Origin of the sequence: Yersinia thracica, assembly GCF_902170565.1 — a bacterium.
In the GTDB taxonomy this organism is placed as follows: domain Bacteria; phylum Pseudomonadota; class Gammaproteobacteria; order Enterobacterales; family Enterobacteriaceae; genus Yersinia; species Yersinia thracica.
Window position 1 is genome coordinate 1 of the sequence record NZ_CABHXX010000030.1, and the last position, 13,568, is coordinate 13,568.

The window sequence follows — 13,568 nt, forward strand, 5'->3', positions numbered from 1 at the left end:
ACTTAGCTTGTTCAATATAAGACTAAATATAAATAACCCAAAGTAGCTACTATTATACTTAAACCATGTTGCTGTGTTCGCTGGTTTATCACATCTCATTATAAACACCTTGTGATTAAGATTCATGAAGATATAAGTGCGAAGTGGCATTTATCATGTTCATGATAGTCATTCTAACAAAATAAACAATAATAACAGTGATGTTCACATTGCTGTTGAATATAAAGGCAAATATTTTACCTGCCTTTACTCGTCTATACCCATAATGACTTAGGTGAGGATAATACAATGACACAGACACAATTGGCTATTGATAATGTCTTGGCGAGTGCTGAAAGCACAGTGAAAATTAATGAATTACCAGAGGTTGTTCTGGATTTTATTACTGGGGAACAAACGGGGGTTGCGCGCTCTGGTGGTATTTTCACCAAAGAGGACTTAATTAACCTTAAGCTTTATGTCAGGAAGGGGCTATCTTTACCCATCAAGCAGGATGAAGTGGAAACTTACCTTGGATATAAAAAAATAGATATTCCTGGTCTTGAACCAATAGATATTAAGCTTTTATTTGATGAGATTCATAATCATGCGTTAAATTGGAACGATGTTGAACAAGGTGTATTACAACAGAGCCTGGACTTGGATATTGCCGCCAAGAACATCGTCAGCACGGGTGATGAAATTATCAATGTGATAAATCAAATGCCAATAACAGTGCGAGTCAAAACCTTGCTGGGTGATATTACAGACAAACAGTTGGAAGATATCACTTATGAATCTGCTGATCATGAAGTAGCTACGGCATTAAAAGATATACTTGATGACATGAAAGCGGATATCAATAGACATCAGAAAACGACTGAAAATATTAGGAAAAAGGTATCAAATTATCGAATTACCTTGACTGGCGGTGAACTATCATCGGGAAATAAAGTGAATGGATTGGAACCGCAGGTCAAAGCAAAATATGACCTGATGGAAAAAAATAATATGAGAAAATCAATAAAGGAATTAGACGACAAAATAAAAGAGAAGAAACAAAGAATTGAGCAGTTAAAGAAAGATTACGATAAGTTTGTCGGTCTATCTTTTACCGGGGCAGCAGGGGGCATAATAGGCATTGCTATTACTGGTGGAATCTTTGGTGCTAAAGCCGAAAAAGCCCGGAAAGAAAAAAATGAATTAATCCATGAAGTTTCTGAATTAGAAGCGAAAGTTAGCCATCAAAGAACATTGCAAAGCTCGTTAGAGACACTTTCTCTGTTATTCAGTGATATTGGCATTCGGATGGTTGATGCCGAGTCGGCACTTAACCATCTGGATTTTATGTGGTTATCTGTTCTCAATCAAATCAATGAATCTCAGACGCAGTTCAGCACCATTAACAATGCCTTGCGCCTGACTAGCTTTGTTAATAAATTCCAGCAGGTGATTACACCATGGAAAAGTGTCGCAGATTCGGCCCTCCAGCTGGTGCATATATTTGATGAAGCAATAAATGAATATAAAAAAGTATATGGCTAATCCATTTTACCCTGTTTAATCAATTTATTATGAGGATTATCACTATGGCTGAAATAAGCACATTTCCGCACAGTACCCTGAATTACCCAGACGTTAATATTAAAGTTTTAAACCAAGGGGTTAAAAATATATCACATCTTGCTCAGTTGAAAACGGAAGGCGTCGAAGTATTACAGGAAAAAGCGTTACGAGTCAGTTTATATTCACAAAGGTTGGATGTTAATGTGCGCGAGTCACTCTCAAGCTTACAGGTTAAATTGAAAAATACTCTGGCACAAACCTATTTCACTACCTTGGAGGAAATCGACGAGGCACTTGGAAATCATGATATTGATGAAGAAAGTAAATCTGAAATGCGTAAAGAACGTCTTGATTTGATTAAAAGTTTGGGTAATGACATCGCTCAACTGAGGAACCTTTTTATCGAAAAAGCAGAGTTACTAGATAAATCGGCGGCGGACCTTCATAACGTAGTTATTATTGAGGGAACCGATAAGGTCTTACAAGCTGAACAATTACGACAGAAACAACTGACAGAAGATATTGGTACAAAAGAACTGGAAAGAAAAGAGATAGAAAAGAAAAGGGATAAGATAATAGAGGCTTTGGATGTTATCCGCGAGCATAATCTAATTGATGCATTTAACGATCTTATTCCGACAGGCGAAAATTTAAGTGAATTAGATCTGGCTAAACCTGAACTGGAATTGATAAAACAGTCATTAGAGATTACTAAAAAGGTATTAGGGCAGTTTTCTGCGGGTTTGAAATATATAGATTTAACTGAGGCACGGAAAAAACTGGATAACCAAATAGATACAATTTCCACCCGTTTAACAGAGTTAAATCATCAGTTAGAAAAATCTGATAAGTTAGTTTCTGGTATTAACGCTGTCATTAAAATTGATAAAGAGAAAAGTGCTGTTGTTGCTGAAGCCGAAAAGTTGAGCCGCGCATGGCACCTTTTTATTAATGAGATAGCGGCATTGCAGGGTACTGCACTGAATGAAATTGGGCTATCTAAACCACTAATAAAACAACAGAGTTATTTAGAATCATTAATCAAACAGTTCGTTCAGTTATAACTCAATGAGTGCTTTTTTATCATGGTAATGACTTATTTAAGCCGATACTCGCTTAAATGACATTCTATTTCACTAATGTTCTATTTCACTGATGTTCTCGAGGTTAACTATGCCTAAATATATGGTTCAGTCGATGGATTCTGGCACGTTGGGTAAAGTAAAATATTATCGTAAACAGACGATAGATCACCCTAATCACACAGAGACAGGGGCATTTACCCAGGCAGCTAAAGAAGCTTATGCCAGTAGTAAGAATATTGATGCTCAACAGGTGGAGGTCGGCAAATTTATGAGTGGTCAGCCTGAACCTGGTAATGCAGTATCAGTGTAGCCGGCAGCCTATTTAAATCACCAGTCCAGCCTATTTCGCTGGTCTTGGTGATTAATGTTCCGGATAAACTTTCTCTTTAAACTCGCATAGGTCTTCAATAATGCATGAGCCACAGCGTGGCTTACGGGCAATACAGGTGTAGCGGCCATGCAGAATGAGCCAGTGGTGGCAGTCCAGTTTAAATTCAGCCGGAACCACGTTGAGTAACTTGGTTTCAACCTGATCCACATTACTGCCGGGGGCAAAACCGGTGCGGTTACATACGCGGAATATATGGGTATCAACCGCAATGGTTGGCCAGCCAAAGGCGGTATTCAGCACCACATTGGCTGTTTTGCGGCCCACACCCGGCAAAGCTTCAAGTGCAGCGCGATCCTCTGGCACTTCACCTTGATGTTTTTCCAGCAATATCCGACAGGTTTTAATTACATTCTCGGCTTTGGTATTAAATAGACCAATAGTTTTAATATATGATTTGAGGCCATCAACCCCCAGATCCAGTATAGCCTGTGGGGTGTTAGCCACCGGATAAAGCTTGGCGGTGGCTTTATTGACACTCACATCAGTTGCTTGCGCCGATAAAAGTACCGAAATCAATAACTCAAAGGGCGTGCTATAGACTAACTCGGTGGTGGGGTGTGGGTCGTTATCCCGCAGGCGAGTCAAAATAGCGACGCGTTTTTCTTTATTCATGAGACTTTCTCTACCACGATATCCCGAGCCTGTGGCGCAGCCGTTAATGCTTTGGCTTTGCGCGCTTTCATTTTTTCATCAATTACATATTTACCGGCTAACAGTAAACCTAAGCCGATAAAAGCGCCCGGTGGCAACATGGCTAACAGGAACGGACTGTCCAGATGCAAGACGTCAATACGCAACACTTTTGCCCAGCTTCCGAGCAGCATATCTGCGCCATCAAACAGGGTGCCGTTACCCAGAATTTCACGTAGTGAACCCAAGACAAATAAGGCGCAGGTTGCTCCCAGCCCCATCGAGAGGCCATCTATTGCAGATAATCCCACTGGATTTTTAGCGGCATATGCTTCCGCCCGGCCAATCACAATACAGTTGGTCACAATCAATGGGATGAATATCCCAAGGGACTGATATAACCCAAAGGCATAGGCGTTAATCAGCATTTGGACAGTACTGACCACTGACGCAATAATCATGACGTAAATAGGAATGCGAATTTCATTCGGCACCCAGCGGCGTAACGCCGATACTGCCGTGTTGGTGCAGACTAATACCAGCGTGGTGGCCAACCCTAAGCCCAGTGCGTTGGTTGCCGTTGATGAGACAGCCAACAGCGGGCAGAGGCCCAGCAGTTGCACTAATGCCGAGTTGTTTTTCCATAGCCCTTGGGCGAAGAGATCTTTTGCTTCACTCATTGATTTTCTCCACAGACAGGCAAACCATCAAGTTTTTCCGGCAGAGTTTCTAAAAATAGCGCGGTATTTTTCACCGCCAGAACCACCGCTCTTGGCGTGATGGTCGCACCGGTAAACTGATCAAAATCACCACCGTCTTTTTTCACCGCCCAGCGCTTATCTTGTTCACTTTCTACGTGTTGACCACTGAAATGACTTATCCAATCAGAAATGCGGATATCAATTTTATCACCCAGACCGGGGGTTTCGTGATGTTCGACTACCCGGCTGCCCAGTAGGTTACCGCGAAAATCTGCCCCAACCAATAATTGAATCGCACCGGAATAGCCATCTGGTGCGGTAGTTTCAATGGCGGCGGCGACCGGCTGGCCCTCTTTACGTGCCAGATAAAGGCGGTGAGGGGCCATATTGCCCAGCGCAGAGTTCGTGACAACGTAACATTCAGCTTGCATGTCATTGTCATAATACTCAGCGGGAACAACCTGATCCAGCAAGGCTTTTTGCTGTAGCGCCGCCTGATGGGCAATGGTGGTTTCGGTCAGTGCATTAACCACTGCCGTCAACCCGGTGGCACCGGCAGCAAACAGTGCCAGAGTTATGCCGTGACGCCTCATAGTGTTTAGCATAACGGCTCCTTATTTGTGCCCAGGGTGATGACCATAAACGCGTGGCTGGGTATAGTGGTCAATCAGCGGAACAGTGATGTTAGCCAGCAACACAGCAAATGCTACGCCATCAGGATAACCGCCGTAAACACGAATGAGCCACACCAGAATACCAATTAATGCGCCGAAAATCAGTCGCCCACGGGGCGTGGTTGATGCGCTGACGGGATCGGTGGCAATAAAGAAAGCCCCTAGCATGGTGGCACCGGAAAACAAATGCAGCATTGGCGGGGCAAAACTTTGTGGCGCAATCATCCAACTGAGGGCGGCACAACCGGCTAAAGCCAGCAGGAAACTCACCGGAATATGCCAGTGAATAGCTTTACGCCACAGCAGTAGCAGCCCACCCGCCAGGAAACCGAGGTTAACCCATTGCCAACCGACGCCCGCTAGCCCGCCGGCAAAGATAGGGTGTTGCAGAATTTGCTCAGTCGGTTGTGAGCGCAGGGCGGTTTTAAAGCCATCAAGCGGGGTGGCCTGACTGACCCCATCATAGCCAATCTGCAATTGATGAATATCTGCACCGCTATGGGTAAAACCGGTGAATATGGTTAACAGACTGTCATAGAAGCCAACCGGGGTTCCCTGCAAGGGTAGCGGAGGGAGCCAACTGGTCATTTGCACTGGGAATGAAATCAGCAGAACGACATAGCCGACCATGGCGGGGTTAAAGGGATTTTGCCCCAAGCCCCCATACAACTGCTTGGCAATGACAATGGCGAATAGCGTCCCTAATACAATCATCCACCAAGGGGCCAGCGGAGGCAGACTTATCCCCAATAGCAAGCCGGTGAGCAGGGCAGAATTGTCCTGCAACCGCATCAGGACGGGCTGGTGACGCAATTGTAAAACCGCGCCTTCGGCTAGCACGGCGGTCACCATGGCCAGCGCCACTTGGATCAGGCTGCCATACCCAAAGAAATAGGTCTGGGCGACAATCCCCGGAATACAGGCCAAAATAACCAGCAGCATAATACTGCGGGTGCTACGTTGATTATGCGTAAAAGGGGAACTGGCTATCTGCAACCCTTTGTTCTGGGTCGGTGTTACAGGCCTGAATTTCATGAAATTGCAACCATATGTCAAATACTTAACAGAGTTCTCAAACGCAGGCGTTACGCGGGCAAGTGAATACTTGCGGGCATCAATACACTCAGTCGTCAGGGATAATATCAGTGCCGCATTCTACCCTATTCGGACAAAGTGTAATACGCTTTAATTATAGGGTTATTATTCATTATATGCAGCAATATTAAGGGAATTAGCGCATTTAATAAACCGCGCTAATCTTAAAATTTCACTTGCAATTTATATCCGAATAGTAACAGGAGAACCCTCAGAAATACTGTTTTTTCTATGGGCATAATTAGGCTGTTAGTAACAGAAAAGGGAGCCTAACAACTTGATTATAATAGCGCTTATTGTTGGGGTCTTATTTGTAATCAATTGTAAATTAAAGACTTATTAACAATTGAAATTAGGGTTGAGAAAAGCGTTGGCATAATGATAAATTAATGTAGTATGCAGGGTAATTATATATTTAAAGAACAATGAAATGATTAATGAAGACATATTGTTTATAGATGAATTAATTGAGTGGATTGAAATTAATTTAGAAAAACGACCCACATTGGATGATGTGGCAAAAATTTCCGGATATTCAAAATGGCATCTGCAACGCAAATTTAAAAGTGTTGTGGGGTTACAATTAGCGTCCTATATACGTGGGCGGGTACTGACTCGTGCGGCGGTTGCCTTGCGTATCTCGCGTCGGCCCATCATTGAAATCTCTGATGAGTTGGGTTTTGACTCACAACAGACGTTTACTCGTACCTTTAAGAAGCGCTTTGGTGTCACGCCGAATAGTTTTCGCCAGATGGAGCAGTGGGATGTGCAAGGGATGCTTCCCCGTTTTAATTTCTATGAGAATTATACACCAGAAATCAAGCGGATATCTTTACCTTCACAAGAGCTAGTGGGCTTTACCCGACGGCTGGATTTTGATGAACACAATCATTGCAGTGGTCAGCATTCATCTTGTATGGCCATGAAAGATGAAATTTTGCTCGATTTCTTCAAGGAAGTTAATTTTTCCTGCCAGCGGATCTATTCACTGTTTTCGGCGAAGCCGTCTCAACAAGGGCAGAAAAGTATGTATTATTCGACTGCCATTGATAAAGATAAACGGCATGAAATTCAGGGGCATCGCGAGATTGATGCGCTGTCTATCCCGGCGGGAGAGTTTTTATCTATTTCCCATCAAGGTAATGCTAAAGAATGTATAAAGTTTTCAATATATCTGTTTAATGAAGTGCTGCCTAAGTTACGTGATGAGTTCGGCGGCGGTATCGAAATGGAAGTTATTGAGGTAGACAGCTGCCATGCGGAATCTAAATTGCGCGATATTACAGCCGCTTACACTTACCTGATGTCAGTGAACTGACACCCTATTGCAGGGCGTCAGTTCAATCGTTAATCCGGATTAACGGCTTGGGCGGCTTTTTTAGCTTTTACTCGAGCAATGGCTGCCGCGACCGCAGCTTTGCGCGGGTCTTCCTCCGCCACTGTGCTTTCACTTTGCACCGGTTCTGACTCAAGCTGTGCTTGGGCGGCTTTTTTGGCTTTTACTCGAGCAATAGCTGCAGCAACTGCCGTCTGACGTGGATCAATCGCGTCAGTTTTTTCCTCGACGGCAACCCGTTTCTCTGCCTGACGCGCTCGAGCTTGTGCTTTACGGGCTTCACGGGCAACAATAACCGCACTGTTATCCGGTGTCTGCCCAAGGGGCACAGTGATAGCTGAATCTGTCTTATTGGACTCCCGCGCTAACCGGCTGACGGCCGCGTCAACTGTCTGCTGATCAACATCGGTCAGCTTGACGGCGGCTTGTTTGTGGCGCAATTCTCGCGCCAGTTTTTCCCGCTCAAGACGTGCCTGTTTGGCCTCAAAACGTGCTTTTGCTTCGGCAGCGCGCGCGGCCTCTTGATCAAGGGCGCGTATTTCGGCTTTTTCCTGACGGTAATATTGCACTAGCGGAATATTACTTGGGCAAACATAAGCACAGGCACCGCATTCAATACAATCAAATAGATTATGATTGCGCGCTTTCTCATGCTCTTCGCCCCGGCTAAACCAATAGAGTTGCTGAGGTAATAAGCCCGCCGGACAGGCATCAACACATAAACCACAGCGGATACAGGATTGCTCCGGCTCGGATAACCCCATTTCAGCTTCAGCGGGGGCCAAAATACAGTTACTAATTTTAACAATTGGTACATCTAAGCTGGGGAGGGTAAAGCCCATCAAGGGGCCGCCCATAATAACCATGGGCTGCTGTTGCGGCATAAAGCCCGCCAGTTTTAACAAGTGCAAGACGGGGGTGCCGATCCTGGCCCAGAAATTCCCCGGTTGTGATAATGCATCGCCGGTTAATGTCACCACGCGCTCGATTAATGGCTCGTCATCAATAATCGCCCGCTTGATAGCCACCACAGTACCGACGTTGTGCATCAATACCCCAATGGATGACGAGTGTTTACCGAACGGCACTTCTTTGCCGGTCAGGATTTTGGTGAGTTGCTTGGCCCCACCTGACGGATATTTAGTGGGAACCACGCGTAGCTGTATTTCATCCTGAGCGCGCAGCGCCTGTTGCAGGGCGGCAATAGCTTCGGGTTTATTATCTTCAATGCCAATCAATACCTGCTGAGGTTGCAGCAAGTAGATTAAAATCTGAATCCCCAAGACCACTTCACTAGCATGGTCTTGCATCAAACGGTCATCAGCAGTGATATAAGGCTCGCACTCAGCTGCGTTAATAATGAGTGTGGTAACGTTGTTCAAACCGCCTTGTAACTTACTGGCGGTGGGGAAACCTGCGCCACCTAAACCGGCAATACCCGCCTGGTGGATCCTCTCCAGTAGCACATTTCTATCGCGCTGATGGTAATCCACCCACGGCTGTTGCTCGCGCCAGCGGTCTTCACCGTCTGGGGTAATATGCACACAGAGTTCCGCCAAACCTGATGGGTGGGCAGTGGTGTGTGGGGCGATGGCGGTAATAACACCGGAAGTTGGCGCGTGTACCGGCACCGTGCGGCCACGACCTATCGTCAGTGGTTGCCCTTTTAACACCAGTTCACCGGTTTTGACACGCAGTTCACCTTCAGGCCCGAGATGCTGCTGCAACGGAATAATCATGTGATCCGGCAACGTCGCGATACGCATCGGAACTTGGCTGGATTGCAGCTTCATTTCCGGCGGATGGATACCGCCGTCGAAATCCCAAATTTTGTCGTGTTGATGGACAAAAAGTTGACGGGCAGAAAACAGCTTAAACATGTTGCTCCACATCTATCATTTTCACCGGAATCATCTGCGAGGCAGCTAATTGGCTAGGAAGATTCTTCACTGGGATGGTGCTTAAATCCCACTTCCAGTTGGTGGTGGTGGTAGCAACCGGGATCATTTCAATACAGTCGGTCGGACATGGAGCGACGCAAAGGTCGCAACCAGTGCAGAGATCCGGCAACACAGTATGCATAGCGCGGGTCGCGCCGACAATGGCATCAACTGGGCAGGCCTGAATGCATTTAGTGCAACCGATGCAATTTTCTTCATCGATAAATGCGACTTTGCGTTGCGGATGGGCGGCAGTTTCGTCACCCTCCAGCGGTTGCGGCTCGACGGCCAGCAACTCGGCCAATTTGAGCATCACTTGCTCGCCACCGGGGGCGCATTTATTGATTTTTTCACCGCCCGCCGAAACCGCTTCGGCATAAGGGCGACAGCCGGGATAGCCGCATTGACCACATTGGCTCTGCGGTAAAATAGCCTCGACTTGTTCGACGACCGGGTCTTGTTCAACCTGAAAACGACGAGCAGCAAAACCCAGCACCACGCCGGAAATCAACGCCAATGCACTTAATGCCCCAATGGCAATCCATAGCGACATCATTAGAACTTCACCAACCCGGTAAAGCCCATAAAGGCCAATGACATTAGCCCGGCGGTTATCAGCGCAATGGATGAACCGCGGAAAGGCGCGGGAACATCAGCGACGGCTAGCCGCTCGCGGATCGCGGCGAATAACACCATGACCAGAGAGAAACCGGCGGCAGCACTGAAGCCATAGACCGCCGATTGCATAAAATTGTGGGATTGATTGACATTGAGCAAGGCCACACCTAACACCGCACAGTTAGTGGTGATAAGCGGTAAAAAAATTCCCAGCAAACGATAAAGCGCCGGGCTGGTTTTGCGCACCACCAACTCAGTAAATTGCACCACCACCGCGATAACTAAAATAAAGGCCAGCGTCCGTAAATAGACCAAACCAAGAGGCAGCAAAATAAAGCTGTTAACCATCCAGGCGCAAACTGAAGCCAAAGTCAGTACAAAAGTGGTCGCCAGCCCCATACCAATGGCGGTCTCCAGTTTTTTGGAGACACCCATAAAAGGGCACAGGCCAAGAAATTTGACCAGAACGAAGTTGTTTACCAAAACAGTACCGACAAACAGGAGCAGGTATTCAGTCATTACGGAGCCTAAAAAGTCATTGCGGAGCCTAAAAAAACAAAGCTGCCTATTATCCAAAATTGGCGGGCGAAGGACAACAGATGAAGTACAAGGTTATTACGATTTTATCCGTCATCTTTCAAGTTGCAGGTGTGTTGTCTGCACTCGTTACTCGGCCCGTCCATAGGCCTCGCCTCTTTGAGGCCGCTGCAAGCAGCGTTTAAATCAATTCCTGACCGATTTGTTACACAAATCAATGAATTATGTTAGCTCATCGGGATTATGGGCCTCTAACGAAGCTCACCCTGCGGGCCAGCGCAAGCGCTGTTCAACATGGTTTACAGCCAAGCTGTCTCTTGCTTGCCGCCTTCCTGCACCTTGAAATCTATTGGATACACGGCGGGGAAAGATGTGAAATCGCCTTAATGTTCGATAAAGGTATACTTCACTCGCTGAGAACGTTTGATATAGGGCACAAAAACAGCAGCAGCTAACAGGGGCCAACCCAAGCTGCGCAAGGCAATATCGTCACTGACTGGCGAGAAAGCAAATGCCTTCAACGCTAATAATACGGTGAGCAATAACCACAAAATAAGCCATTTTGGCAAACGTTTTGAGCGGCTACAAAACAGCCAGATAACCCATAAAGTATAAAGCCACATCACCAGTGTGGTCACCACCGAGAAATACCATTGCAAGGTAAACGCCTGTGAGTTAGTCACCAGGTATTCTCTGGATTCTGGCGTAAATATCGCCATAGCATAGAGCGCCAACATTAAACTGGCACTGAGCAATGTCACAATCAGATAGGCCAGCGGAGCCAATAACCAGCCGCCAATACGTTGATATTCCTGCGGTTGAGACATAAAAAACCTTATCTATTAATTAAAAAGGATAACCCATCATAGGGTTATCCCTTATCTGCATCATACTAGCTTAACCCGTGAATGCGCCCTTCGTCATCTATATCAATATGATAATACGCGGGCTGAGTTCCCAGCCCTGGCATGGTCATAATATTCCCCGCATAAATGCGAACAAACCCGGCACCGGCTGACACAGCACAGGCGGTGATGGGCAGCACAAAGTCCCGTGGAACATTCTTCAAACTGGCATCGGCGCTGATAGAAAGCGGCGTTTTGGCCATACACAGTGGTAAATGAGCAAAACCGGCCGCCGTGATGGCCGCAAGTTGCTGGCGCGCTTGTGGGGTAAAGGTGATGTCACGGGCACCATAACTTTGGGCCAAAACCGCTATTTTCTGCTCCAATGAGGCGCTATCAGGATAAGGCAGAACCAGCTCAGAGGCATGGGCACAGGCATTGATAACTTGCTGTGCCAAAGCGGTAGTCCCGAGGCCGCCTTTGGCAAAAGCTTCACTAATTTCGCAGGCAACTGCGCCGCAGGATAGCGCATAATCACTCAAAAACGCCAGCTCTTCGGCACTGTCGTCAGGGAAGCGATTGACCGCCACCACCACCGGTAAACCATAGCTTTTAGCATGCTGAATATGCCATTTTAGATTGGCACAACCTTGGCTCAATAAAGGGATATTGGTATTGAGAATGTCAGCGGGTAGGGGTTGGCCCGGTTTGATGTCAAAAACACCGCTATTAGCTTTCAGGCTACGCAATGTGGCGACCAAGACTACACAGGACGGGGCAATGCCGGATTGGCGATACTTAATATTAAAGAATTTCTCCATGCCCATATCCGAGCCAAAACCGGCTTCAGTCACCACATACTCAGCTAACTGTAATCCCAGACGGTCAGCCAGCACCGAGGAGTTCCCGTGTGCAATGTTGGCAAATGGCCCCGCATGGATCAGTACCGGTGTTTGCTCACTGGTTTGCATCAGGGTCGGGTGGATAGTTTCTTTCATCAGCGCGGCCATGGCACCGGCCACACCCAAATCATCGGCGGTAATAGGGTGCCCGGCGGTGCTGTGGGCCAAAATAATCCGGCCAATACGTTGGCGCATATCATGCAAACTTTCGGACAACGCCAAAATCGCCATCAGTTCTGATGCGGCAGTAATCTCCACATGGTCGGGCCGCTCCACGCCGTGAGTCCCACCGCCCACGCCCACTTGGATGTGCCGCAGCGCCCGATCATTATGATCAACCACCCGTGGCCAGAGAATTTGTTGGACATCAATATTGAGGAGTGGCATCCCGGTTTGCTGACTAAAAGCCGGCCCCAGACGCTGTTCATGGTATAACCGCGCATCCAGCGCCGCTGCCGCCAGATTATGCGCGGCACTGATGGCATGGATATCCCCCGTCAAATGCAGGTTCAGTTTCTCCATGGGCAAAACTTGGGCCGCACCGCCGCCTGCCGCGCCTCCTTTAACACCAAAAACCGGGCCAAGGCTAGGTTGACGGATACAAGCGACGCCACGATAACCTAACCGGTTGATTCCCTGACTTAATCCAATCGTCGTGACAGTTTTACCTTCTCCCAGCGGCGTAGGGGTAATGCTGGAAACCAGAATCAGCTTGCCCTGCGGGCCACCGGGGCGTAATGCTCTGATATCGACTTTCGCCATATGATGCCCATAAGGGATTAAATCCTCTGCGCTCAAGCCTAATTTTTGCGCAATATGGTGGATAGGGCGCAAATTGGCGTCAGGATTAATATCAGATAAAGGGGATAGAGCATCGGCGGTAGGAGGTAGTGTCGGTGTCATGGTGAGGAAAATTCCTGTTATCGGTGATAAAACGGCGGCTGCCAATCACGATGGCTATAAAACACCGCGAAATTATCACACAAAGCGATAAAAAATTGGCGATACAAATCAATAAATGTGAGGCGTCAGTGGTGGATAACACTGTGGGTTTACCGCATCTCCAGTAACACCGAAGTGTTGATTGGGATTCCCGAACTCGAATTATTTAGGGTATATAACTTTAATGTGAAATTTTTTAATGACATTAAATAAATCAACGTATTTTTAATATTGGATTCCTTACAGATCCTTACTTTATAAAATCGGTATATAAAAGCTGCTGTACAATTTCACGATTATATTTTATGGCCACGGAAAATCATCTAA

The 13,568-nt window shown here is 46.7% G+C and carries 13 protein-coding genes; 4 read left to right on the forward strand and 9 right to left on the reverse strand.

Annotated elements, in window-relative coordinates:
- Window positions 1-288 precede the first annotated feature (288 nt).
- The 3 genes from FTA91_RS03540 to FTA91_RS03550 all read left to right on the forward strand — a co-directional run bounded on the left by FTA91_RS03540 (window position 289) and on the right by FTA91_RS03550 (window position 2,940).
- Complete coding sequence (locus tag FTA91_RS03540) at window positions 289-1,524, forward strand: alpha-xenorhabdolysin family binary toxin subunit A (protein ID WP_050114520.1); 1,236 nt, start codon at window positions 289-291, stop codon at window positions 1,522-1,524.
- A 44-nt stretch (window positions 1,525-1,568) separates the two neighbouring features.
- Window positions 1,569-2,609 (forward strand): alpha-xenorhabdolysin family binary toxin subunit B, encoded by a 1,041-nt coding sequence (locus tag FTA91_RS03545; protein ID WP_145535945.1) that lies wholly within the window; start codon window positions 1,569-1,571, stop codon window positions 2,607-2,609.
- Window positions 2,610-2,742: 133 nt separating this feature from the next.
- Entirely contained in the window at window positions 2,743-2,940 is a 198-nt protein-coding gene (locus FTA91_RS03550; RefSeq protein ID WP_227507661.1) for a hypothetical protein, read from the forward strand.
- Window positions 2,941-2,991: 51 nt separating this feature from the next.
- Here the strand turns inward: FTA91_RS03550 and nth are convergent, their stop codons facing one another.
- From nth to rsxD, 4 genes are read right to left on the reverse strand one after another with little or no spacing between them, the layout of a single operon-like run.
- Entirely contained in the window at window positions 2,992-3,633 is a 642-nt protein-coding gene (gene nth, locus FTA91_RS03555; RefSeq protein WP_145535946.1) for an endonuclease III, read from the reverse strand.
- Window positions 3,630-4,331 (reverse strand): electron transport complex subunit E, encoded by a 702-nt coding sequence (locus tag FTA91_RS03560; protein WP_050114524.1) that lies wholly within the window; start codon window positions 4,329-4,331, stop codon window positions 3,630-3,632. Before FTA91_RS03560 ends, nth begins: the two co-directional genes overlap by 4 nt.
- Window positions 4,328-4,957, reverse strand: a complete 630-nt coding sequence (rsxG, locus tag FTA91_RS03565; protein WP_050114525.1) for an electron transport complex subunit RsxG — start codon at window positions 4,955-4,957, stop codon at window positions 4,328-4,330. Before rsxG ends, FTA91_RS03560 begins: the two co-directional genes overlap by 4 nt.
- A gap of 9 nt (window positions 4,958-4,966) precedes the next feature.
- On the reverse strand, window positions 4,967-6,061 hold the full coding sequence (gene rsxD, locus FTA91_RS03570; RefSeq protein ID WP_050114526.1) for an electron transport complex subunit RsxD: 1,095 nt from the start codon (window positions 6,059-6,061) through the stop codon (window positions 4,967-4,969).
- Window positions 6,062-6,551: 490 nt separating this feature from the next.
- Between rsxD and FTA91_RS03575 the strand changes: the two genes are divergently transcribed.
- On the forward strand, window positions 6,552-7,439 hold the full coding sequence (locus tag FTA91_RS03575; protein ID WP_050114527.1) for a helix-turn-helix domain-containing protein: 888 nt from the start codon (window positions 6,552-6,554) through the stop codon (window positions 7,437-7,439).
- A gap of 29 nt (window positions 7,440-7,468) precedes the next feature.
- Here FTA91_RS03575 and rsxC read toward each other — a convergent pair whose 3' ends face one another.
- The 5 genes from rsxC to FTA91_RS03600 all read right to left on the reverse strand — a co-directional run bounded on the left by rsxC (window position 7,469) and on the right by FTA91_RS03600 (window position 13,202).
- Window positions 7,469-9,337: an electron transport complex subunit RsxC gene (gene rsxC / locus FTA91_RS03580; RefSeq protein WP_050114528.1), complete on the reverse strand. Its 1,869-nt coding sequence runs from the start codon at window positions 9,335-9,337 to the stop codon at window positions 7,469-7,471.
- Window positions 9,330-9,953, reverse strand: a complete 624-nt coding sequence (gene rsxB / locus FTA91_RS03585; protein WP_050114529.1) for an electron transport complex subunit RsxB — start codon at window positions 9,951-9,953, stop codon at window positions 9,330-9,332. Before rsxB ends, rsxC begins: the two co-directional genes overlap by 8 nt.
- The gene (gene rsxA / locus FTA91_RS03590) at window positions 9,953-10,534 is read right to left on the reverse strand and encodes an electron transport complex subunit RsxA (protein ID WP_013649928.1); all 582 of its coding nucleotides are present in this window, start codon (window positions 10,532-10,534) and stop codon (window positions 9,953-9,955) included. The genes rsxB and rsxA overlap by 1 nt, the downstream gene beginning before the upstream one ends.
- Window positions 10,535-10,935: 401 nt before the next feature.
- Window positions 10,936-11,379: a DUF2569 domain-containing protein gene (locus FTA91_RS03595; protein WP_145535948.1), complete on the reverse strand. Its 444-nt coding sequence runs from the start codon at window positions 11,377-11,379 to the stop codon at window positions 10,936-10,938.
- A gap of 65 nt (window positions 11,380-11,444) precedes the next feature.
- A complete protein-coding gene (locus tag FTA91_RS03600; RefSeq protein ID WP_145535949.1) occupies window positions 11,445-13,202 on the reverse strand; it encodes a formate--tetrahydrofolate ligase in 1,758 nt (585 codons plus the stop codon).
- Window positions 13,203-13,568 lie beyond the last annotated feature (366 nt).